Origin of the sequence: Colwellia asteriadis (assembly GCF_039523295.1) — a bacterium.
Lineage (GTDB): Bacteria > Pseudomonadota > Gammaproteobacteria > Enterobacterales > Alteromonadaceae > Colwellia > Colwellia asteriadis.
Window position 1 is genome coordinate 289132 of sequence record NZ_BAAAFA010000005.1, and the last position, 24910, is coordinate 314041.

A 24910-nucleotide genomic window follows, 5' to 3' on the forward strand; every position below is an offset into this window, starting at 1 on the left:
CATTAGCTTTCAATTCATTTTGCCATAGTTTAAATAACCACAACAATATCAAATAAATATAAATAATACAGGAGTAGTACGATGATTATTAAAAAGTCCAAAGAGCGGTTTAATAATCACTAGCGAAGAGCATCAAAAAGTTATCTCAGTACGCAGGGTTACAACCAAGACATTGTCTAAACTTTTATCGGTAGCGGGATTAACTATGTACTGAATATCTGGCTTAAAAGCGAGGTAATCATTGACTTGAAAACGATAAAAAACTTCGTAAGCTGTTTCGGACTTTTGTAATTCATTATGTAAATAATGACTCGTTGATACATGGTTAACGCCAATCCCTGTCTTATCTCCTGCTCTGTTAAATGGAGCATACCAAGCGATACCTGCGCCAAAATGAAAGTTCAACTCACTCACTTCATCGTCTGCATAACCCATTTGCGCAAACCACGATGATGATTGAGAAGAAAGCCAATAATTATCTAACGAGCCCTCAACAATCATATAAGCCCCCTCAGTGCCCTCTTTATGATTTGCTACTGTAAAGGTTTCTATATCGCCAGTTTGGTGCCAAACACCTATTTTAGCGACAACATTGTTAAAGCGTTGAGCCCACTCTGCAATATAGAAAACTTCATCAAATTCATTTGAATCATCAGAAAAAAAACCAAAAGCAATATTACCACTCCCCGTTGCTTTCCAGTTAATAGCGCCTGCTAACGTCGGCGTTGGGTAGGTTGGCATAAATGCAATCGTTGGCGTAAACCCCATTGATGAATGAATAAATTCGCCGCCATGCTCAATAAAGGCGAACTCACTATTAGCATCTATTTGACCTAACTTAAAACGTAGTCCTTGCTCTTGATAGCTCCCTTCAAACCAAACTTCATAAATATCTTCAAATTCGGCTTCGTCAATATTAGAGTAAGCTTGAATAGCGCCAGTGTCTAAACCGCCATCATCCCCTCTAAGTAAAGCACCATCAGCATAAAAACTATAATGCTCAGACAAATTAAACAATGCGCTAGCATTAACTAAAGTTCTCACAGCAGAGGTTTCATTAACACCACCAGAAACAACATTACTCGCGTCATTAACAACGGTGGCAGTAAATTCGTGACTATAGGCTGTGCTCACATAGAGACATATAGCACTTAGTGTTAAACAACTTTTTCTAATCATAAACTTACCTACTGTATGCAAACTTGTATTTAGTATAAAGCCTAAATACAAATCAATGATTGATATCAAGAAGTACCCGTAAATATGGCTGGTATTTTTCAATAAAAAGCTTTGAGAGCAGCTACTTAGTTAACCTTAGTTGAGCACCTTTAAATATTCAACTTACGATAACAACGAGCGCAATTTAAATGAGCCTGATTAGCTGATGCTTCAATATCTAACGCTTAATTAACCTGAGATCGGCTTAACAAATGTTTCTCTAGCAGCTACTTTTCCTAACTTCTTCGTTAAATTTACTTGCAATAGCTCCCTATTGACGCGAAATTTGTCTTGCTTATCATATGAAAAGAAGAAAAACTATCAAGCTAGAGACTCAGAAAAGTAATTTTTACTGATATTTCAATTTGTTAAATATCTCTTAAACCGAGTTCAGGTTAATTAGAAAAGCTTTGTCTTGATAGATCAAAAAAGAGCAAAGTGGCGAACCACTTTGCTCTTTGAGCGAGGCAGAGTTATCTATCTGAATAACTTCAATGAACCATTTAAAAAGGCTACTTAGCTACAACCTCTGTCGCACGACTAACACGACCGTCTACCGCTTTGCTGCGCAGCCATACATTACCTTTTACCGTCACTGGGCTTTGGTAACTTTGCCACGATTGACCATCTAAGCTGTACTCAATACTAAAGCTAGGTAGCGCAACGTTTGCTGATAATTTTCCATCATTAATCACGCCACCCGGAATAGGTAAGTAATAATGAATACCTTTATTCGACATTCTGGAAAACTCTTTAGCTGCTAATACATTGGCAAATTCAGCCCACTGCTTGTTTCTGTCTTTTGCATTAACCTTATCACCTTCCCAATCTGCTTTGTGCCATGCACGTTCAGCAATGGCGATAATTCTTGGGAACACCATTTCTTGCATTTGCTCAGCAGTACGAATAGTTTCACTCCAGACATTGCCTTGCATACCTAAAATGTTTTCTGGCTTTTCTAATTTAGGCATAGCGCGACCAACTAAGTCTTCTAAGTTATCAATAGGAACACCTTGACGGGTATAGTCAGCATTAGCGTATAAGTTATCTGGCATGTAACCAAAAACACGTTTAGTGTCGGTAAAGCGTGTTGCCCAGTAATAACCGCGTGATTCTGGGTGAGCTTCATATGGGTGATCTAAGTATAAATGTGAGCCAGAAGATAACACCACATCATAACCTTCATTCGCTAAACGGTATGCTCTATCAGCAACACCCCACTCCCAAATATTATCCCAAGGGTTAGCCCATACTTGATCTGGGGCTAAGCTGTCACGATCAAAGGTTGCTGTGCGGCTATACATTAAGCCATCTTCCCAGCCACCCATCGCTAAACCACGGTTAGCTAATAGTTTAGAAGCACGTGACATAAAGTACGCTTTTAAATCTTGTACGCCTGATATGCCATTGCCCGGCTCAATAAATAATGCCTGACACGCAGGAGAACCTGCCCAAGAGCCCGCGCCAACTTCATCACCACCTAAGTGTACTTTTTTCAAGTCAATACCAGCATCGCGATACATGACCTGCATTTCATAGAGCACTTTATCAATGAAGTTGTAGCTTGAGTCTAAACAAACATCCATTGAGTTATCGTTATAGTTTTGTACCGTTAAGTATTTAGAAGTATCTTTTGGATGCGTCAGTAAATAGGCTTTGGCTTCTTCTTTTTTACCCGCTTTCATTAAATTGTTATAACGCGCTTCCATTGACTTAATTGCCGCTCTAGCGTGGCCCGGTAAATCAACCTCAGGGATCACTTCAATATGGCGAACTGTCGCAAATTTTAATATTTCAATGAAATCTTCACGAGTCAAATAACCATTACCAACGGCATCGCCATGAGGACCTGCACCTAGTTGTGTTAATAAACAGCTTTGTTCCGTTAAATCAAAACAGCGCTTTGCACCAACATCGGTTAACTCAGGTAAGCCTGGTATTTGTAAACGCCAGCCTTCATCTTCTGTCATGTGTAAATGTAGCTTATTAAGCTTGTAATGAGCCATTTGCTCAATCAGCTTTAAAATATTGTCTTTACCATGGAAGTTACGACCAATATCATAGTGCATACCACGCCATTCATAGCGCGCTGAATCTTCAACTTCAAGACGAGGTAAGTTTATTGGTGCTTTTTTATCCGTTGGCATTAAACTTAGTAATGATTGAATAGCGTAAAATGCATTGGCATTATCTGTGGCAATAATTTCAATAGTATTTTTATCAACCGTTAAGTTATAGCCGGGCTTACCTTCATGATTTAAGTTGGCATTCACTTTAAGTGAAAGCACTTGTTTTTTAGCTGATGGAACGTGCTCGGCTTGTACATCAAGCTTACTTAAACCGTAATCGGCTAATTGTGCTTGTAAATAGGTTACTTCGTTTTTTAAACTACCTGCGTAACGAATTTGCCATTGGTCTGAAAACGTTGTTTCACCGCGATTATGATCAACACTGCGCGGCGTAGGAATGATTTTACGGGTAACTTCTTCACGGCTTAAGCTAAAATCTTGCGCGGCTAAGTTAGCTTTATAACGTAAAGCGGCATCCGTTTTTGGAAATAAATCTTTTGGCTCGTTATAACGTAAATACTGCTCAGGGCGAACCATAGGTTTAACATAAGAGAAGCTATCTTCGGTATCTGTATTCGCGAAAATAGCAGGCTTAGCTTTGCCACTAACAATAAAGGTTCTTGGCATAAAGTCAGTCATACTAACGATCCAAGCAGCCCCTTTATAGTTTATCGCCAGCGTTTCACCTGCGGCTAAGCCTTTAAAGTCTTTCGTTGGCACTATGCGATGTAAGTCACCCTGCACATGTTCGATATTCAAACCATGAGCTTTTGCGGTTTGTTGCTCTTCATCAATAACACGAGTAACGTGCATGTAAATAGCCCAGTCACTGACGCCAGCAGGAATAGCTACCTTTGACTTATTATCTAAAATAACTCGCCCATTGTGAGATGAGCTACCAAAAACAAAGTTATCTACCACTTCAAAGTGCACTTCGGCATCTGACGCAAAGCTATTAAGTTGCTGTTGAGATAAACCCGCCTGTGCGGTTAGTGGTAAAGTCACCAGCAAGTTTGCTAATAAAAGTTTCTTAAATGACAAGGGAATCTTCCTTATTTTATTTTTGTTGTAAATTTACCACGTTAGCATTTATTGACGTCAAAATAAGACATTACACCAACGACATTAACTTATGGCTTATCGCTTGATTTTAGTAGCGCACAGAAGATTTAATTCGCTAAACCTTACAACACTACAAAAGCAACTGCCTAAAAAGTGACTGAAATAATACAAGAAAATATTATTTATTCCTACCCTTGTTATCTTTGAGTTACAACTGAATACAAATTATTGTTTAAATAGTCAATTAATTTAATATCTATCAGTGGTTAATTATAACAACGGGCATCAAGCAATGTTATTTGTGAAATCAGTACACTGTTGGGTGCAACTGAGCCCGGCAAACCTCTACTACCATAAGCAAGATCAGACGGTATATAAAACTCCCAAGTTTCACCAACTTTCATCATAGGAACTCCTTCACGCCAACCTTTGACCATTTTAGAGAGAGCAAATTTATCAGGATTTCCGCGTTGGTAACTGCTATCAATCATTTTTTGCGAGGCCACTGAAAACATTTGATAGTGCACAGTTACTTTATAGTCTGGATCAGGTTTACAACCCGAGCTTGGTTCTAAAACGGTATACTGTAATCCAGAGTCTGTGGCTAAAACCCCTTCTCGTTTAAGGTTCATCATTAACCAGTGCTTGCCCTTAATCGCATTAGCTTCTTCTTGGTTGTACAAATTACCCGAGTTACTTGAACTAGCGCAGCCAAGCACCAAAGTACAAATTAAACTGGCAAAAAAAGTGCGTATCAACATATTATTTCTCTTGCTAATAATCTTAAAGCAGCCTACCAAAAAATAGATGTTTTATGGTTGGTGGCATAACTAACACAAGTTATGCAAAGTTAATCCATCGTACAAGTACTGATTTATTCTGCTAAATAAATCAGTTGTTGCACTGGCTCTAAACTATTAAACGGTGGTAAAGACAACGTTTGCATATTACCCATAGATAAAGCGGCATGTAGCGGTAATGTTGCCGTCGCTTTTAAGGTTAGCTCTTCAACTTTAGGCACTTTAATTAAGCGGACAACACTTCTATCACCGTATTGGGCAATAGATGGAATATAAGGTCGCAGCTGGGTAATAAACTTATCTAAAAACCATGAGTCGACATCACCACCAATAATAATGGTTTGGCAGTTTAATAAGGTTTCCAATGAATGTATCGCGATGCGCATTGGCTCGGCAGACTTTTCTAACCACTGTTCAAATACTTTCGGATTGTTATAGCAGTATTCCATCAACGCTTCTTGACTAGTAAACGACTTGGCAAAATGCGCTTGTAAAGAGTTAAGTGAAGCAAAATCGTTTAATCGCCCTAGTTCCACAGTTTTTTCATCCGTCTCTGGCGTAACAAACATTTCACCAATGGCACCTGTTAAGCCATTTGCGCCGAGTAATATACTTCGATCATAAACAACCGCTGCTTCAACCACATCCGAAATATGCACACAAACAAAACTATGTAAATGTTTGGCTTCGCCATATAACATTTGATAGGCAGCACAAGCTGAGGCCGTATTTTCAGTCGCTATTGGTAACGCTAATGTTTCTGTTAACGCAACTTTAAAATCCATACTTTTTTGATACGTTAACAGGTTGTGCTCTTTGTTACTGACAAAAGTAATACCTGCACCAAGAATTTGCGATTTTTTTAATTTTGCTTGAGCCATTAGTGTATTAAATGACTCACTAATAACGCTTAACTCATTCCCTTGGTTATACTCTGCTTCCATTTTGACAATCGCTAAGCCGGTTAACGAAAAAATGCCCAGCTCTATCTTTTGTAAAAACATACGAATCGAAAAGCTATAGCAGCCCTCGGGGTTTAGATCGAGCATCTTTGAGGGCTTACCAACTGCACCTTCTTTTTTAATACCCACTTCAATGACTAAGCCAATATCGAGCAGCTCTTCAACCATGTTGGTAATTGTTTGCTTGGTCAGGTGCGTACGTCGAGAAATCTCCACTCGGGAAATTGGCCGTTGAGTAACTATTTCTGAGAGCACTAAACGTAAGTTTAAGGCTTTATTTTTTTTGGAGTTCGAGCCTTTCAAGTGAGCACACACCTATGGGAATTATTTGTCATCAAGATCATTGTACGTACTTTAAATTATAAAGTACCGTTTGTTAAAAATTTTTAGTTTGTTTACTGCAAAAAAGATAAAAAACATTAAGTCAAAACATTTGACTTAATGTTTTTTATCTTTACTATAGAGTTTATTAAACAATCAAATCAGGTTCATTTATGACACTATCACGTTACTTTCATGGTCGTAATCATTGCCATTTAGTCAGTAAAAGCATTGCTACTGCTTTTGCTTTTTTACTTATTTCTTTTACTTCCTCTGCATTAGCAATTGACTTTAACAGCATTACTAATGCAGATAAATCAGAAAATATTAGCTTATCTGAACAACAAGTAGCGCAGTTAAAAACTAAAAAGCTCACGGCAGCATTAGTATGGCACGGCTCTAGCTCATGGGTTAGTGCGGTTAACCAAGGCGCAAGAGAAACATTTTCAACACTTGGCATCGATGTTATTGCGGTTACCGACGCCCAGTTCGATCCTGCTAAACAAGTGGCCGACTTAGAAAATGTAAGCGCACTTAAGCCAGACATTATTTTGTCACTCTCCGTTGATAGTACCAGTACTAAAAACAGTTACCGTAACGCCATTGATAGCGGTGCTAAGTTAGTGCTGTTAAGTAACCCTATTGAAGGCTTTGTGCACCATAAAGATTATGTTGGTATTGTTACCGATGATATGTTTGGTATGGGAAGAGCAGCGGCTGAATTAGCTATAGAGGCACTAAATCAACCAAGTAAGTCAGATAAAGGTAAATTAGGCATGATTTATCATGATGCTAATTACTTTATTACTAACAACCGAGACAGTGCTTTTAGAGAAGCGTTAAGCGCTGCGCCAAATATAGAGATTGTTATCGAGAAAGGTTTCGTTAAAGAAAGCGACACCAGCAACATTGCCGCAGCAATGGTACTAAAAAATCCAGAAATTGAAGCAATTTATGTCTCATGGGATAGTGCAGCTGAAGGGGTAATAGAAGCATTAAGATCATTAGATAGACCTGATATTAAGGTGATCACCCATGATTTAGGGGTCAACAACTTATTAGATATGGCAACCAACAGAAATTTATACGGCACAGTCGCCGATAGACCTTATGACATTGGCGCAACTATGGCTAAATTAGGTGCAGCGTCAATACTTGGGCAACAAGCGGCACAAGTGACTATTGTCCCTTTTGATAAAGTTACTCGAACAAACATTACAACGGCATGGCTAGAAGCATTTAAAAAGCCTTTACCGAAATTACTAAAACAAGCATTACAACAGTAAAGGATCCCCTATGAGTGCTAAAATGTTATCACTAAACCAAATGAAGCAGTTTGCTTTGCAACGAGAGGCATTTATTTATTATATCTTCTTCTTCGTTTTATTCTTTTTCGCAGTTATTTTACACGATACGGCTTTTTTAACGTTATCCAACTTTATGAATATTGTTAAACAAACAGCGCCGTTAACTATTATGGCTGTGGGTTTAACCTTTGCCTTAGCCGTAGGTCATATCGACTTATCTATTGGCTCGGTGGTCGCATTAAGTGCATTAGTAGGTGCGTTGTTATTACAACATACTGGTATTCCACTCGCGGTTTTAGGCGCACTTTTAGTGGGTGTTACCGTCGGCTTAATTAATGGTTTATTAATTGAGCGGCTACAAGTATCGTCACTACTTATTACCTTAGGTACTATGGGAATAATCACCGGTATTGCCAGACAATTAACCAATTTAGAATCGGTTCCAATTATTAATCAAGACTTCACCTATTTCTTTGGCTCAGGAAAAGTATTAGGCATGCCAATATTACTACTGTGGACCTTAATAATTGGTGGCTGTGCTTATATCATTTTGAAAAAGCTTGCCGCAGGTCGACACCTATTAGCGGTTGGTGGTAACCCTGCTGCTGCAAGAGCTATGGGTATAAAAGTAACTAAGATACGCGTTTATGCCTTAATTGCCTCATCAACGGCCGCCGCATTAGCAGGCTTACTTTATGCTGGGCGCTTACATGGCGCAAGATACACTCTAGGTGAAGCAGACTTATTAACGGTAATAGCAGCTGTAGCCATTGGTGGCACTAGCTTATTTGGTGGCAGAGCTTGTATTGTCGGTGCTATTTTAGGTACGTGGTTAATGGGTATTATTAACAACGGACTAATTTTGTCAGGCTTTTCCACCAATGAGCAAATGATTACTCGCGGTGTTATTTTGGTGGTTGCGGTTGCTATTGGTGTTAAAGAGGTACGAAATAATGGTTAGATCAGCATTAGATCAAGTGGCTTTAGAGCTTAGCTCAATTAAGAAAAGTTTTGGTGGCGTACATGCACTGCAAGACGTAACTTTCACTATAAACAAAGGTGAAGTCGTTGGCTTGTTAGGTGACAATGGCGCAGGTAAGTCTACCTTAGTTAAGTGTATTTCAGGGGTTCATGCACCTGACGGTGGTGATATTAAAGTTAATGGCAAGTCTGTTTATATTAGCTCACCTGAAGATGCCCGCTCCGCGGGTATAGAAACAGTATTCCAAGACTTAGCAATGATTCCTGAGTTTGATATTGTGCAAAATTTATTTCTCAATAGAGAAATAAAACACAAAAACCCAATTCTGCGCTGGTTAGGTTGGCTTGACACTAAAGCCATGACCAAACGAGCAAGAAAGTCTTTAAATCGATTAAATACACGTATCCCCTCTTACAGTGAACAAATTCATAACTTGTCAGGTGGCCAACGACAAGCAATAGCCATTGCTAGAGCGGTAAACTGGGGCGCTGATATTGTTATTATGGATGAGCCTACGGCAGCACTCGGCGTTGAACAAAGCGCACAAGTGAATGACTTGATCAAGGTCATCAGTTCACAAGGTGTTGCCGTATTACTGATCAGTCATAACATGCAGCATGTCGTCGAAACCTGTGACAGAGCGGTGGTGTTGTATCAAGGGAGTTCAGTTGCCGATGTCGCAGTTCCTGATGTAACCAAAGAAGACTTAGTGGCGCTAATTACTGGTGCTAAAAAAATAGCCGCTTAGTCGCTCAATAACGTTATCGAAAAATCTACATCGCGAGCATGTTTAATACCATGAAACTCGCGACAGGGCTTCGCTTTGCCTAAGGAATGCAAAATGAGTTACTTAAAGAAAATTGAACAACTTATCCCGACGCTAACTATTGAAGAAAAAGTCGGACAACTTTTTGTCTTAGCTTTCGCAGGACAAGACAATGAGTACGCGCTCGATTTAGTGAAAAATATGCATGTCGGTGGCTTTTACCTGACGGATGACAATGCAAACACCTTAAAAGAAGCGAACATATTATCAGCACAATTACAAAAACAAGCCGCTTTACGTGCTTGTGATGCACCTTTATTACTTGCAGTAGACCAAGAAGGTGCTTGGGGAATACTAACCACAGAGACTGATTTAGGCCCCGGTAACTTAGCATTAGGGGTCGCAAACGATGCCAACCTAACAGCGAATATGTACCAAATTTTTGCCGAGCAAATGCAAGCTATAGGTTACAACACCTTGCTATCTCCTTGCGCTGACGTTAATAGTAATCCAAATAACCCGATTATAGGTCAACGCGCGTTTGGTGAAAAACCTAGCCATGTGGCTCAACATGTTGCAGCAGCAGTACAAGGCATTAATCGCACGGGTAATATTGCCTGCGCAAAGCATTTCCCTGGTCATGGTGATACAGCAACGGACAGTCATCGCTCTTTACCTGAGGTTACTAAAAACACCAGTCAATTACTGAGTGAAGACTTACCCCCTTTTATTGCAGCAATTAATAATGATGTTGGCATCATTATGACCGCGCATATTAACTACCCAGAAATTGATGCTCAATACCCAGCAACACTTTCTCGAAAGATATTAACAGAACTATTAAAAGACGAACTTGGTTTTACAGGGCTCATTATTACCGACAGCATGAATATGTGGGCAATGAGAAAAAATTATTCACCAAGTGAAGCCGCTATTCTTGCGCTCAAAGCTGGCGCGCATTTAATTATGCTTAGTGAAGAGCATTATGAAAATGAAACAACTCCCTATAAGCAAATACAACAAGAAACCATTAACGGTGTTATTGAAGCAGTACATAGTGGTGAGCTGAGTTTGGCTCAAATTGACCAAACCTTAAAGCATGTTTTGTGCTTTAAATATCAAAAAGTTAATAATAAACCATCAACCAATAAGTCGCCGGTCGATACCGGTAATAAAGTCGCTAAAGAAGCAGCTCAGCAAGCTATTAGCGTGCTTAAAAATAATGAAGGACTATGGCCATTAGGGCAATCAGAATTTTACTTTACTTGCGCTGTTAACCCAGCAAGTTATGAAAACCTAGTTAATAGTCGCGGTATTGGTCCAAATGACGCTGTGCCAGCAAGCCAAGTTTTTTATCAACAATTACAGCAATCCAACGCAAAAGTAACGTACCTGCCCTATGAAGAGTTTTCTCAAGTTCTAGCAGGTAATAAGACACTCGATATAGAGCGACCTCTTGTTATCTTGACTGAAGATTATCCTCTGCCAGGAGAAACTTTTCCTCAGCAAGAGCAGCTTCAACGTATCGAGCAAGCCCAACAATTATTTACCAATAAGCTAATGGTATTAGCACTTCGTTCAGACTATGAACTTACAGAGTTAAGTCAAAAATGTGCCATAAACACTTATGTCTGTACTTATTCAAGTCGTTCAGTTAGCGCTAGAGAGCTTGCAAAACGGTTACTTGAAGAAAAATACACCTTTTAAAATAAATTGTTCTTAATAATTGGTTGACATTTAGTCAAAATGATTGATTATTTAATTAGTAAAAACGATTTACATAATAGTTACTAACAAGATTTTATTAACAAAGTAAAAGCTAGACGAATAAAAAATATAACAAGTACATAAAAACTATAACAAGAGAGGATAAGGGTATGTCAAAAAAGTTAACCAACTTAATTAAAAATAATACCGCGATGCGCTTTATTTCATTTAGCACTATTGCATTAACAGGTGCCATGGGTAATGTTTATGCCGCTGAAGCGGCAGATAACAATCTTGCTGATAAAAGTGACGTAGAAATCATTCAGGTGAAAGGTATACGCGGCAGCTTAACTAAAGCGTTAAATAGCAAACGTTTTAGTGATTCAGTTTTAGACTCTATATCTGCAGAAGATATTGGTAAATTTCCAGATAAAAACATCGGTGATGCGATGCAGCGTATCCCTGGTGTTACCGTGGTTAGAACCTACGGTGAAGTGAGTGGCGTAACAGTACGTGGTACAGCGCCCGAGCATAGTATGGTATTACTTAATGGCCAAAATGTTGCTAGTGTGGGTTGGTTTGATTTAGGTGGTATTAACCGTAGCTTCAACTTTGAAATGTTAGCGTCAGAGCAAGTTTCAGGCATGGACTTATATAAATCTGTCGAAGCTGATGTTAACGAAGGCGCAATCGGTGGTACGGTTAACCTAAAAACTCGTAAGCCGCTCGAATTAGACGCAGGTACTGTGTTTGCTTCTGTTGAGGGGGCTTACCATGAAAACTCTGAAGAGTGGGATCCTGCATACTCTGCGTTGGGTAGCTGGAAAACCGACGATGAAACCTTTGGTATCTTAGTCGCCTATTCAAATGAACAATCTAAAGTATATCGTGAAACTCTATCAAGTTTTGGTACACCTAGCGGTAGCCTTATGGATGATAATGGCGTATCTCACAACTCTTATGGTTACATGTCATCAATTTTATTTGATGAAGATAGAGAACGTACAAGTAGTCAAATAACTGTGCAGTACGCCCCGACAGATAATCTACTGATGGGCTTAAATTATAACTTGTTCGAGTTAAATAACGACCATATCAACACTGCAATGTTTGGTATTGTTAGCTTTGGTACGCTTGATAGTAATTCTATTACCACAAACAACGCAGGTGTACTCACGCGTGCAACCACAAATGCTGCCAATGGCGCAGGGTCACCACCATTATTTAATAATACCGTTTTACGTAAGCCTGAAATGCAAACCGACGCACTAAACTTTACACTAGAGTATACCGTGAATGATTGGTCAATAGGTTTCGTTGCTGGTAGCTCTAGCGCTGAAGGGCGTACATTACAAAGCAGTACTTGGTGGGGCGACACAACAAATGCTGCTAATGGCGGTTACACCTATGATGTAGCAGGTGCACTTGAAATTATTCCCACTAATTCAGATTACTTAAGTAGCCATAGTAATTTTGATATTTTTCAAGAATTTACCTACATAAATTATGTTCGTGATAACGATATTGACTATATACAATCTGATTTCTCTTACCAGCTTGATAAAGGCATGTTTACCACACTTGATTTCGGCTTAAAATATCAAAGTCAAACCTTTGCTTCACGTGGTGATTATCGTGATGTTGACGTAAACAAAGCAATCGCTGATGGTTTAAACCTTAGTGATTACAACGGCGGCTTTGTGAGTGGCTTACATAGTAAAGAAGGACGCGATGGCAGCTTATCAGCATTCCCAGTGGCTGACGGTGCTGGAATATGGGATTATGCTTATCAGAATCAAGCAGATACTACGACAACATTAAGCCAATTTTCAATTGAAGAAGACATTACCGCATTCTATGTAAAAGGTAACTTTGAAGGTGATGGCTTCCGCGGTAACGTAGGCTTACGCTATGTTGACACTGACGTATTATCAAAAGGCAGTATTGATGGCTTACCTTCACAAGGAAAGAATGATTACAGTAACTTTTTACCGAGTGTGAATATTGCCGCAGATATTTCTGATGATCTTATTTTCCGCTTTGCTGCAGGCTCTACTATTTCACGCCCTGATTACGATGCGATGCAAATGGCTGAAACAATCTCTGTTAGCTTTGCTACAGCAACTGTTGGTAGCCCTAACCTTGAACCTTACAAAGCTGACCAATACGATATCGGTTTAGAATGGTACTTTGACGAAGCTTCTATTGTTGGCGCAACTTTCTTTATTAAAAACATCAGCGATTATATTGAAACAACCGCTGCGGTAGAGCCTTATGATGGATGTTCACAAACCTGTTTAGTAACTCGCTCTCGTAATGTTGGTACTGGTGATGTAACGGGCTTAGAGCTACAAATTCAACATGCTTTTGATAATGGTTTTGGCGTACAAGGTAATTACACCTATACCGACAGTGAAGTAACAAACTCTGCTGGTAAAACAGTACCGCTAAACGAAGTATCAAAAAACTCATTTAACCTTTCTGCATACTATGAAGACGATAACTTTAGTGCTCGCTTAGCCTATAACTACCGTGATGAATTCATGCGTAACTATAACAATAGCGGCAGTGCAAGCGTGAATGACCCATACAGCCAGTTAGATGCCTCTGTTATTTGGCATGCTATGGATAATCTTGATATCTCGCTTGAAGCCGTTAACTTGACCAACGAAGCGTTAGTATTACGCCAACCTGACTTTGGTAATGTAGTTCATAGTATCGATGAGTTTGGTACTCGCTACTACCTTGGTGCAAGTATTAAGTTTTAAGACAACATTAATACCAAGCCCCCCTCTTCTCATATGATAGGTTTGACACGTTCCTATCATATGATTAGCTATCGTTTACCTCACTGGCAACAGTTAAATTAAACGATTTACACGTGGCAATGGATTGCCATTTTAGGCCTAGCCAGATTTTTTTTAAATCTGGCTTTTTTGTTTTTCAAAAAACTTTTTATTTGTTCTACCTCTAAGCTAATACACATAAAGCAATTCTATAAAACTGAAGTACTTGAGCATTTATCATCCAAACGCTTAAAAGGCCCCTAGCTCTTTAGGTTCTTGTTGTTCATTTATATGTTTTAGGTCTTGTTTAAAAGCCTTACAGTCGTTATAGGAAGCAATGAGTGTAATGATTAACATCTACATTAACAAATGTTTAATTAAGCCCCTTCACCAAACCCAATATAGTAAATTACTTATCAACACCTTATAGATAAACCAATAAGTAAAAACATTTGACTTATTGGTTTGAGATTCTTAATATAAGGTTGTTGCTTGAAAAAGCAACATATCGAGTTTCTTCTTTGGTAATTAGAGACTTAAAAAATAAACTTTATAGGAAATATAATGAAAAAATTATTAAGAGCTAAATATGTAGTAGTTATGGTTTCTGCGCTTTTATTCGGAAGTGTTAACGCTATCGCAGCTAGTAACGAAGGAGCCTCATCGCAAGAAGATCCGACGGTGTTTTGTATTAACTTCCCAGCTGGTTTTGGCTATAAGTGCTTTAAATGTGTTGATGGGAAGTGTACTGAAATATAACAGCTCATTATTCAACAGTTATGCATTAACTGACAAATTGGGTACTTAACTGATTGAGGTAATGAGATCTTTGTCCATTACCTCCCTCCCCTTTAAAGGTTGAAGCTAATTGTTTAGCATAATTAACTATAATTACGTTAGTCAGGTAACCATTTCAACAACTTCAGATGCATATATTATAAATTAATCAAGTACATAGCTTATGATTACTGTAGCACTTCACGTTACACTGCCACTTAAGTTCTCATGTCAAAGAATCGAAGTAAGCTCTCCTTACTATAACCAATCTGGTTGCTTCTATTGCCTTGTTAGCGCTCAATTATGTTTATTGATTTAATGTTAACATTTTATCATGTGCTGCTTTAGCTGCATTATGAGTCAGTTTAAACTCAATTAATAGAGATATAATCAGGGTGTAATTATGTATTAGGGCTATTTAGTGACCCTTAAGTGTGTACTTAACTTAAAAAGCTCTTAATCCAACATGATAAAACCTAAATAAACAATATTTATCCTGATTGAATTTAGACACGAGCGGCGCAAGTTTATAAGTTAAATTACGGAGAATGGGCAAGTAAAAAATAAGTCTAAAAAAACAGCGACTTGTTAGGTCGCTGTTTGTCTTTATGCTATGACTACTTAAATGAACATTAGTTACATGAAACTTCAGTCCAGAACCAAGTAGAAGTAGATGTTGGTGTTTCCCAAGTACCTGGGTTATTTTGAGCTGCAAAACATGAACCATTGTAAGAAACAACATCGCCATTGCTCACTACTGTTTGACCTGCAACCCATGGAGTTACCGTTGTTCCAGTTGTTTCATTAGTGATAGTTACTGCATTAGTTGCAGTATCACTAAGCGTTCCATCACTAACCGTTAAGCTAACAGTAGCGATAGTATCTGCTGAGACACTGGCTGCGGTAAATGTTGGGTTAGCCGCCGTTGATGAACTAAAGCTACCTGCACTAGCTGGCGAAACACTCCACTGATAAGTCAATGTATCATTAGCGTCAGGGTCGGTAGAGTTAGCACCATTAAGAGTAATTGAGTTACCTTCCACAACGTTCGCTGCTGACGCTGAAACTACTGCTGTTGGCGCACTATTACCTACTGTAGAGTCAGTGACCGTTACCCAAGTTGAAGCGCTATCGCTTAGCTCACCGTCGCTAACTACTAGCGTAATATTCACACTGGTATCGGCAGTAACATTAGCAGCCGTAAATGTAGGGCTATCAATCGTTGGTGAGTTGAAGCTACCAGCATTGGCTGGTGAGGCACTCCATTGATAGCTCAATGTGGTATTCGCATCTGGATCGGTAGAGCTAGCACCTGATAAATTAACAGTTTGACCTTCAACCACACTCGTTGCTGAAGAAGAAACCACAGCGGTTGGTGCGTTGTTACCTGTATTCGTGCCTGCACTCACTAGCACAGCATGAGAAGCAGCATTACTGGCTAATCCGTTAACTCCTTTTAATTGAAAGTAGAACTCTGTTGTTGAGCTAACCGTTGGTAATATTATCGAAGTATTTAATGCTGTTGGATTATTAATAGTCGCCTTAGGAGATAATGGCTCAACTTGAGTCCACTCATAATTACTCGTTCCTGTTACGCTACCAGTAAGATTAATCATATCACCGCCATTTGCAGCAGTGTCACCATTAGCAATAACCACCGGTCTGGCTGGAATAGTGATACCACCAAGCTGAGATATATCACCTGTCATTTCAGAAAACATCTCGGCAGTTAGGTCGGCTAACTTAAGGCCAACAAGCTCTTTAGTATTCCAAGTATCGGTGCCTACCTCTAGGTTACCGGCTGCGTTTTCAAAGGCGCTCAAGTCGGAAACAGTAACATGTCTTTCTGGAATAATTTTGTCAAGCATAGGGCGGAAACCCGTAATGGTTTCTCTCGTTCCACCCCAACCCTGCACGTAGCTTTTTGCATGGACAATATAATCATCCATATTTGTCGGTAGGCTACTGCTAGGTACGCCTTGTAATACTATCGATTGGTTACCCGGAAGTGTTAATACCGAACCTGTTTGATCACTAGTACTGGTAATAGTCATTTGGGCTAAAGGGGAACCTGTCCACTCTGTACCAAGAGATATACGATCTGTTCCGAGGGCAAAGTCATTAATCACGGTCTGCGTATTACCTGAAGCGTTTTTCTGGATAACTATCTGATCTTTACCATCGCCTGTTGTGACGGTGTCGTTACCCCAGCCAGCAAATAGCATTTCAGGGTGCTGCGTTCCAGAAATAATGTCATTACTCGGCGTATCAAACAAGGTGTCATGACCTTTAAACATATCCATATAAAAGCCAGCTGTTGTGCCTGTTTCATCACCCGCATCTGTACCTTCAAAAATAGCATTGATAACCCCTAAAGCTCCACGTAAGTGAGTAGCTGCTATTATGCCAGACATAGTGATAGTAGTAGTTTTAGTCACTTGCTGACCATTTTCAATATGAATATAGTCATAGCTTGTACCTAGTATATCTGACCAATCCTTACCTCGTTCCTGCATCAATTCACGAAACTTAATATAGTTAGAGCGCATTAGCGCGCGAATGATCTGCTCTTGTTTTGCTGGTATACGCATATCATCAAACTGATAAATATCGCTCTTACCGCTGAAAGTACCTAACCACTCATTAACCTGCGGTGTTAATAAGTCAACGGTGCCACCTTCCCATCTAAATTGAATCGTTTCTTTAACACCGGTACATGTAGCTTCACTTTGTCGACCGGTACCAGTAGCCGCCCACTCACTTGCTGGTCGAGCGGAGTAATATTTGCTCAGGCCACCTTCAGTTTGAGGAATATAATAACCAGAGGTGATAAGGGTTGCTTCGCCATTTTGATAACCAACAAACCCCCAAGCATTGAGTGAGCTATACTGCATTTTTCTGATCATTCGCTTACGATCGGCAAGAGAAGCATTATTGTCATAAAAACGATCAACATCTAACTTTTGGAAATACCTTTTAACCGAATGCGTTTCACCAACGACACTACCATCACAAGCCAAATCTATACGGCCAGGAATATCATTACCTTGAGCATCTTTTTTTAAGTAGCTGTATGTACGGGCTGTATTATCGTTGTAACCAGTTTTATAGCCATTAACAATCGCATCTGTAGCGTCAGGCAAACCAGACTCAAATCCACGTAATGCATCTAAGAAATTTGTCATATCTCCAGCATTTGCCAGCTGGGCCTGTCCGCCCGCTGTTAAAAATATACAGGCGGTTAAATATTTCATTTTCGTTTTTATTGTTGCTTTCATAATGTGTATTTACCTTTTGGTGTTAGTCAGTCATGGTTAACCAGCCCCAATTTTTTAGGGAATGATTAAGTACATTTATTCCTCAAATTACGTTCACCTTAAAAATCAGAACGATTAAAAATGCACCAACAAACAGTAGGTAGTCAGCAAAAATAAGTCAAGCATTTTTACTAATCATTGTAAAAAAAACCTAAAAAACCACTAAAATATAATAATTTCAATATGATAAGAAACAAGCACAAACTATCTTATTTGTTTAGTCATGCTAATAGTGCTTTGTTATCTCTATAGGTGTACTAAATGAGTGGTGTTGTGAGTTAAAGTTACACTGGTGTAATTGTGATAATTTACAGCTGATTTTTGTTTAAAAATCTGGAGAGGAAACTTATCAATAGTGAATCGATTGCACGAAGCTTAAGGCTGCGTGAGTGAAAAGCAATTGAAATATTTTAAGTTATATTTATCAGTTTGTTGAAGAAATTTAACGAAGATAAGAGTGGAGTTTCCCACTCTTACCTCAGCAAGATATAAATATCGCTAACAATAACCGCCACAGCATCATGTTAGGTTATAATAACCAAATAAAACAGGTAGTTACGCTACCCTTAACGCATTACTATCCTTAACGCATTACCATATTTACCGCCATCAACAATAGTAGCGCTGCGAATATTTTTTTGACCAACGGCACAGGTAAATGTGCGGTAGCTTTTGCTCCTAAAGGCGCGGTAAACCAAGAGGTGCAAACAATGCCTAATAAAGCGGGTAAATAGACAAAACCGGCAAAACCATCTGCTACAGCGAAATGTGAACTACCAGAAGTGATGTAACCTATTGAACCAAATAAGGCGATAACAATACCGCAAGCCGAAGCACAACCAATGGCTTTTCTCATGTCGATTGAAAAAAACGTTAACAACGGCACTAACAATGCACCACCACCAATACCTATCATGGCCGACAAACCACCGGTGATGGTGGTAAAAAATGTTAGCAATGCTTTATTAGGCATTTCACGTTCTATTGGAGCATCTACTTTGCGACTACTGTAAAACATTTTCAAGGCAATAAGTACCACGCTCACCGCAAATATTATCCGCACTACATTCTCAGGTAACAGCGCTGCGAGAAAGCCACTAATTAGTGCGCCAAGCGCAACACCTGTCATTATCCACGGCGCAATTTCCCAAGGAACATTACCATGTTTATGATGTGCTAATGCTGAAGAGGTGGAGGTAAAAAGTATTGAGGCTAATGAGGTAGCAATAGCAACGATTACTGCTTGCTCAAGGGGTACAATATCAAAGTGAAGTAAAATAACGCTCAATACTGGCACAATCACTAAGCCGCCACCAATACCTAACAGCCCAGCTAAAAAGCCCACACCACTACCGAGTATGGCGCAGTATATAATTAACAACAATAACTCACTCATACAGCTCACTTCTTAATATTTTCAAAAGGTTAGTAAAGAGCTAAATACCACTTTGCTCTTATCAGGCGAGCTAATATAGCCTACACCCGCGTGAACATTCAAACATAAAGGGCATGAATATTTCTCATACCCTATGTGAAATAAATGCGCTTTTCATCAGCTAGCTATCCACGTATAAATTCACTCAGCCGCTAAAGTTAGACAGCCAGATGGCCAAACAAGATGAAAATCAATGTTGAATAAGTCACTGGCACAACGCCGAAAACACAATGGCAACGTTGCATAGTCTAGCAAGAGCAAACAACAACTTTTGGTTTTGTCTCAGCAAATAGGATACTGACTAACATGAACAAAGATTTTATATTTACCTTAAAAAGCCTTGCGCTTGATGAAAACTATCAGCCATCGAACAGCACGCGTATTACCACTAATTTTGCCAACTTGGCCAGAGGCGACTACCGTCAAGCCAATTTACGTAACGCACTAACCATGATTAATAATCGCTTCAATGCGCTGGCCAATTGGGACAACCCTAAAGGCGATCGTTACTCTGTTGAGCTTGAAATTATTTCAGTAGATATAGATATTGAAAACAGCGGACAGAGCTTTCCGTCAATTGAAGTATTAAAAACGAATATTGTTGATCATAAAACCAACAAGCGCATTGAAGGCATTGTTGGCAATAACTTCTCGTCTTATGTGCGAGATTATGATTTTAGTGTATTACTGCAAAATCATAATAAAAATCAAAGCAGTTTTAGTATTCCTGATAACTTTGGTGAGCTACACGGCAAACTTTTTCAGTATTTTGTTAACTCAAGTGCTTACCAACAAAACTTTAACAAACCACCGGTAATATGCTTAAGTGTGTCAGATAACAAAACCTATCATCGCACTGAAAATCAACATCCAGTATTAGGGGTTGAGTACCAACCTAATGAGTCGTCTTTAACTGAGCAATATTTCAAAAAAATGGGCTTATCGGTACGTTATTTCATGCCGCCAAACAGCGTTGCACCGCTGGCTTTCTATTTCTTTGGTGATTTACTCAACGACTACACTAACCTTGAGTTTATTAGCACCATCAGCACCATGGAAACGTTTCAAAAGATTTATCGGCCTGAAATTTATAATGCCAATGCGGTTGCAGGAAAGTCGTACCAACCTAACTTAAAAAACCAAGATCATTCATTAACGCAAATTGTTTATGACCGAGAAGAGCGCAGCAAGCTAGCGAATGAGCAAGGTAAATTTGCTGAAGAAAACTTCATCAAACCTTATCAAACTGTACTTGAGCAGTGGTCTGCTAACTACGCCAATAGCTGCGCTTAATCGTTATAGCGCTAAGTCGAAAATTAAAAGTTAAGAGCTAAAAGTTAACTAAATACACGGTATTATTTATTATGAAAACACTGACCAACAACACCTTATTACCTACATCAACAGCAGGTAGTTTACCTAAGCCTTTATGGTTGGCAGAGCCTGAAACCCTGTGGTCACCTTGGAAATTACAAGACGAAGAATTAGCTGTAGGAAAACACGATGCACTGCGCTTGTCATTACAAAACCAACAACACGCTGACATTGATATTGTCAGTGACGGTGAGCAAACACGCCAACATTTTGTCACCACTTTTATTGAGCATCTTAACGGTGTTGATTTTGAAAAACGTAAAACTGTTAAAATTCGTGATAGATATGACGCCAGCGTGCCTACGGTTGTTGGCCCAGTGAGTCGTCAAAAGTCGGTATTTGTTGAAGACGCTAAATTTTTACGTAAGCAAACTAAACAACCAATAAAATGGGCGCTGCCCGGTCCTATGACAATGGTAGACACCCTTTATGATGATCATTATAAAAGCCGTGAAAAACTCGCTTGGGAGTTTGCCATTATTCTTAACCAAGAAGCGAAAGAATTAGAAGCTGCAGGGGTTGATATTATTCAATTTGATGAACCTGCCTTTAATGTGTTTTTTGACGAGGTAAATGACTGGGGCATTGCCTGCTTAGAAAGAGCCATTGAAGGGCTAAAATGCGAAACAGCCGTACATATTTGTTATGGCTATGGCATAAAAGCCAATACTGATTGGAAAAAAACTTTAGGCTCACAGTGGCGACAATATGAAGAAGCGTTTCCAAAACTGCAACAGTCAAGTATCGATATTATCTCACTAGAGTGTCATAACTCACATGTACCAATGGATTTACTTGAATTGATTCGAGGTAAAAAAGTTATGGTCGGCGCTATTGATGTCGCTAGCAACATCATTGAAACACCCGAAGAAGTGGCTGCAACTTTGCGAAAAGCGTTGCAGTTTGTCGATGCTGATAAGCTCTACCCTTGCACTAATTGCGGCATGGCACCGTTATCTCATCAAGTAGCACAAGGCAAACTACATGCCTTAAGTGCAGGCGCTGAAATTGTGCGAAAAGAGCTTGCTTTATAAAACAATGAAAGTAAATATTATCGTGTTTAGTTTTTCGAAGTAAACAAATAAACTTCAGCTTACTCAGCGCTGAAGTTTATTTTATTGTAAAGTTTGAACACAACGTTACAGCAGTAAACATTAATTGGGCTTTAGTTATTTTCCTTATAAGCAATTTCTTATCCTGTTTTGTACAAGCATTCTGTTAGAATAGCCAACCATTGAGTAAAGCATTTCGAGGCAGCATGTCAGAATTTACAGCATTTCCACTTTTAGCGTCAATTATTGACCGCGTTAGTCTTAAAGGCTACACACAGCCAACACCAATTCAACAAGCATGTATTCCCGCGCTAATTGATGGCAATGATCTTTTAGGTATAGCGCAAACAGGCACAGGAAAAACGGCCGCCTTTGCCCTACCTATTATTAATAAGTTTGGTCAAAATAACGTTGAAATCAAAACCAAGAGTACCCGTTCGTTAATTCTTACGCCAACACGAGAGCTTGCCTCGCAAATCATGCAAAATATTGATGACTACGCAGAAGGCTTAGGGCTAAAAACTAAAGTTGTTTATGGCGGCGTTGGCAGACAACCGCAAGTAGACGCTATCGAGCAAGGCCTCGATATTTTAGTTGCCACCCCTGGCAGGTTATTAGACTTAATTGAAAATGGCGATATACACTTTAAATCATTAGAAGTTTTTGTTTTAGATGAAGCAGATACCATGCTTGACATGGGCTTTTTTAAAGACGTGCAAAATATTATCGCTAAGCTGCCAAAAAGCCGACAAACATTGTTATTTTCTGCCACTATGCCCGCTGAAATTGAAGTACTGGCACAAGCGATATTAACTAAACCAACAAAAGTTGAAATTACCCCGCAAGCGGTGACTGCCGACTTGGTTAATCAAAGTATTTACCACCTGGATAAATCAAATAAAGTACCTTTGCTTTTTGACATACTAAAAACACCAGAGCATCAAAAAGTACTAATATTTTGCAAAACAAAATATGGCGCAGACATTATTGTTAACGCCCTCGAAAAAGCCTCAATTACTGCAGCTAGCCTGCACAGTGGCAAAACACAAGCGGTTAGAGAAGAAGCGTTACAAAACTTTAAAGACGCTAATTTAAGAGTATTAGTAGCAACCGATGTGGCTGCGCGCGGCATTGACGTTGATAATATTACCTTGGTGATTAACTACAACCTACCAGAAGACCCGAGAAACTACGTACACCGTATTGGACGAACCGCTCGTGCGGGTAAGAGTGGCGCGGCCATTTCTTTTGTTGTAGAAAATGATATCAGGCAATTAACCAATATTGAAAATAGTATCGGGCAAGTTATTCCTGTAGTCACAGAGCAGCCGTTTCATAAAGAGTTTTCAAAAGCGCATATAGCTGCTAAGAAAAAGAAAGCGACTAAGAAACCAAGTAGAAACAGTAAAAACCATAAAGTGACTAACGCGAAAAAGAAAAGGCGCTAACTAGGGGCTAATAGTAAGCATCAATTAACGTCAATTTTGCTTAGAAAAAACCAAAAAAACCGAGTGACTAACTTTTATAACGCACCCTAAATATAAGCTTTGTTCAAAAACATGTTAGAATGTTAGTCATATTATTATTTAAAACCATTAGGCGTATTGCATGTCTGAACACTCAACTTTCGACATTTGTGTTGAACCAATAGAACTTTATAAATTACTCAAAATCGCCAATATGGTTGGCGGTGGCAGCGAAGCTAAAACCATCATCAGCGAAGGCAGTGTATTAGTAAATAATAAAGTCGTAACGCAAAAGCGTAAAAAAATTCGCCGCGGTGATATTATCGAATATAACGATAAAACCATTGAAGTCGCTTATAACCCTAGCCAGAAATCGGCCGAATTTATCAATACGGTTGTTTTAGCGAGTAAAAAAGATCAAAGAAAAAAGAAAGCTAAAAGTAAAGCACGCGCGCTTTCAGCTGACAGTAAACCTACAGTAAAGCCTGAACGCTAGAAACGTCAGCACTAGCAAGGCGGATGCATCCGTCAATAGCGAGTCTATTACCAATAAATCCAAGGTATTTTTTCTAAACGAGTACCCGTTATTAAACTCAAAGGCGAGCCAGCAATGGTTCGCCTTTTTCTTTGCTATCAACAGTTAAGCTCCGATAAAACTACTTTCTGATCTCCCTCTTTTATGAAAACCCGTAAACCTAAAGCTCTAAAGCCACAGGAAGTAATAAAACCACAAAAATACGTAAAACCTCACAAAAAAACAAATTTCGGTTGATTATTACGTAATAATATTACATATTAAGTGAGTCTTATTAAAAGAGGTTATTTACCTATGCAAAATCAACAAACACATTTAAACGCTGAAAACGCAACTGAAGCGACCGTATTTGATTATAGTAATGAGAGCTTACCTCGTGATTTTGATATCAGAATTGAAGTTGCAGAACAACGTGAAATACTTGAGCAAGCATAACTAACAGCATCAATTAATCTGCTGAGTTTGTTTGCGCATAAGGGAGCAGTGGCTCCCTTATCTATTTATATAACGACAATGAGTGCCGTCAGTGATAGCGCATTCTCTTCTATTTATACAAATCACTATTTTTATGGGTTGGTAAAATTACACGAGAAATTTGTATTATGACGTTTAAGCAGAACGGTTTAATTTGCCTGATATTTTTAGGCCTTCACGGATATTCAACCCCATAAGCGTTAAATTGATAGCCCCAGCTAGCAACTCAACCCCCTGAATTACATAGAATTTAGTATCAAACACACCTGATGCTGCCCACTGATCAAGCAGTACGGCAGCTGGAAGTAAAACAAGTAAACCATTGGCTCCAATAAAACGCATACGCTTCATTTTATTATCAACCAAACGCCCCCAATGCCAGTCAGTTAAGCTGACTGGCATTTTTCTTTTTATGGGGATACTTGGATGGTTTAGGTTTAACCCATCGGGGATATTTTCTATCTTCTCGGCGAGTCGGAAGCTTAAATAAGAGTAGCGTA

The 24910-nt window shown here is 39.1% G+C and carries 17 protein-coding genes and 1 pseudogene; 11 read left to right on the forward strand and 7 right to left on the reverse strand.

Annotated elements, in window-relative coordinates; genetic code table 11:
- Nucleotides 1-132: 132 nt before the first annotated feature.
- The 4 genes from ABD005_RS09280 to ABD005_RS09295 all read right to left on the reverse strand — a co-directional run bounded on the left by ABD005_RS09280 (nt 133) and on the right by ABD005_RS09295 (nt 6414).
- The gene (locus ABD005_RS09280) at nt 133-1179 is read right to left on the reverse strand and encodes a carbohydrate porin (protein ID WP_343817151.1); all 1047 of its coding nucleotides are present in this window, start codon (nt 1177-1179) and stop codon (nt 133-135) included.
- A 551-nt stretch (nt 1180-1730) separates the two neighbouring features.
- Nucleotides 1731-4328: a family 20 glycosylhydrolase gene (locus tag ABD005_RS09285; RefSeq protein ID WP_343817153.1), complete on the reverse strand. Its 2598-nt coding sequence runs from the start codon at nt 4326-4328 to the stop codon at nt 1731-1733.
- A gap of 287 nt (nt 4329-4615) precedes the next feature.
- Complete coding sequence (locus tag ABD005_RS09290) at nt 4616-5110, reverse strand: FKBP-type peptidyl-prolyl cis-trans isomerase (protein ID WP_343817155.1); 495 nt, start codon at nt 5108-5110, stop codon at nt 4616-4618.
- A 113-nt stretch (nt 5111-5223) separates the two neighbouring features.
- Nucleotides 5224-6414 carry an ROK family transcriptional regulator gene (locus ABD005_RS09295; RefSeq protein ID WP_215979788.1) on the reverse strand — a complete coding sequence of 397 codons (1191 nt, stop codon included), beginning with the start codon at nt 6412-6414 and terminating at the stop codon, nt 5224-5226.
- Between the two features lie 191 nt (nt 6415-6605).
- Here ABD005_RS09295 and ABD005_RS09300 point away from each other — a divergent pair, with 191 nt between their 5' ends.
- The 6 genes from ABD005_RS09300 to ABD005_RS09325 all read left to right on the forward strand — a co-directional run bounded on the left by ABD005_RS09300 (nt 6606) and on the right by ABD005_RS09325 (nt 14739).
- Complete coding sequence (locus tag ABD005_RS09300; RefSeq protein WP_343817158.1) at nt 6606-7718, forward strand: substrate-binding domain-containing protein; 1113 nt, start codon at nt 6606-6608, stop codon at nt 7716-7718.
- Between the two features lie 10 nt (nt 7719-7728).
- A complete protein-coding gene (locus ABD005_RS09305; protein ID WP_343817160.1) occupies nt 7729-8700 on the forward strand; it encodes an ABC transporter permease in 972 nt (323 codons plus the stop codon).
- The gene (locus ABD005_RS09310; protein WP_343817162.1) at nt 8693-9469 is read left to right on the forward strand and encodes an ATP-binding cassette domain-containing protein; all 777 of its coding nucleotides are present in this window, start codon (nt 8693-8695) and stop codon (nt 9467-9469) included. Before ABD005_RS09305 ends, ABD005_RS09310 begins: the two co-directional genes overlap by 8 nt.
- Nucleotides 9470-9562: 93 nt before the next feature.
- Nucleotides 9563-11194, forward strand: coding sequence for a glycoside hydrolase family 3 protein (locus ABD005_RS09315; RefSeq protein ID WP_343817164.1), 1632 nt, complete (start codon nt 9563-9565; stop codon nt 11192-11194).
- A 170-nt stretch (nt 11195-11364) separates the two neighbouring features.
- Complete coding sequence (locus ABD005_RS09320) at nt 11365-13962, forward strand: TonB-dependent receptor (protein WP_343817166.1); 2598 nt, start codon at nt 11365-11367, stop codon at nt 13960-13962.
- Between the two features lie 582 nt (nt 13963-14544).
- Nucleotides 14545-14739, forward strand: coding sequence for a hypothetical protein (locus tag ABD005_RS09325; protein WP_343817168.1), 195 nt, complete (start codon nt 14545-14547; stop codon nt 14737-14739).
- A gap of 650 nt (nt 14740-15389) precedes the next feature.
- On the opposite strand, the gene ABD005_RS09330 is transcribed toward ABD005_RS09325, so the two are convergent.
- Nucleotides 15390-18035 carry a hypothetical protein gene (locus ABD005_RS09330; protein ID WP_343817170.1) on the reverse strand — a complete coding sequence of 882 codons (2646 nt, stop codon included), beginning with the start codon at nt 18033-18035 and terminating at the stop codon, nt 15390-15392.
- Nucleotides 18036-18657: 622 nt separating this feature from the next.
- Nucleotides 18658-19470, reverse strand: coding sequence for a sulfite exporter TauE/SafE family protein (locus tag ABD005_RS09335; protein WP_215979782.1), 813 nt, complete (start codon nt 19468-19470; stop codon nt 18658-18660).
- A 345-nt stretch (nt 19471-19815) separates the two neighbouring features.
- On the opposite strand from ABD005_RS09335, the gene ABD005_RS09340 reads away from it, so the two are divergent.
- The 5 genes from ABD005_RS09340 to ABD005_RS09360 all read left to right on the forward strand — a co-directional run bounded on the left by ABD005_RS09340 (nt 19816) and on the right by ABD005_RS09360 (nt 24371).
- Complete coding sequence (locus tag ABD005_RS09340) at nt 19816-20802, forward strand: DUF1852 domain-containing protein (RefSeq protein WP_215979781.1); 987 nt, start codon at nt 19816-19818, stop codon at nt 20800-20802.
- A 71-nt stretch (nt 20803-20873) separates the two neighbouring features.
- On the forward strand, nt 20874-21917 hold the full coding sequence (locus tag ABD005_RS09345) for a methionine synthase (protein ID WP_343817173.1): 1044 nt from the start codon (nt 20874-20876) through the stop codon (nt 21915-21917).
- Nucleotides 21918-22141: 224 nt separating this feature from the next.
- Nucleotides 22142-23383, forward strand: a complete 1242-nt coding sequence (locus ABD005_RS09350; RefSeq protein ID WP_343817175.1) for a DEAD/DEAH box helicase — start codon at nt 22142-22144, stop codon at nt 23381-23383.
- Between the two features lie 160 nt (nt 23384-23543).
- The gene (locus tag ABD005_RS09355; RefSeq protein WP_215979776.1) at nt 23544-23897 is read left to right on the forward strand and encodes an RNA-binding S4 domain-containing protein; all 354 of its coding nucleotides are present in this window, start codon (nt 23544-23546) and stop codon (nt 23895-23897) included.
- A gap of 333 nt (nt 23898-24230) precedes the next feature.
- Nucleotides 24231-24371, forward strand: a complete 141-nt coding sequence (locus ABD005_RS09360) for a hypothetical protein (RefSeq protein WP_215979775.1) — start codon at nt 24231-24233, stop codon at nt 24369-24371.
- A 174-nt stretch (nt 24372-24545) separates the two neighbouring features.
- Here the strand turns inward: ABD005_RS09360 and ABD005_RS09365 are convergent.
- Nucleotides 24546-24910: pseudogene (locus ABD005_RS09365) on the reverse strand (hypothetical protein); the annotation flags it as partial.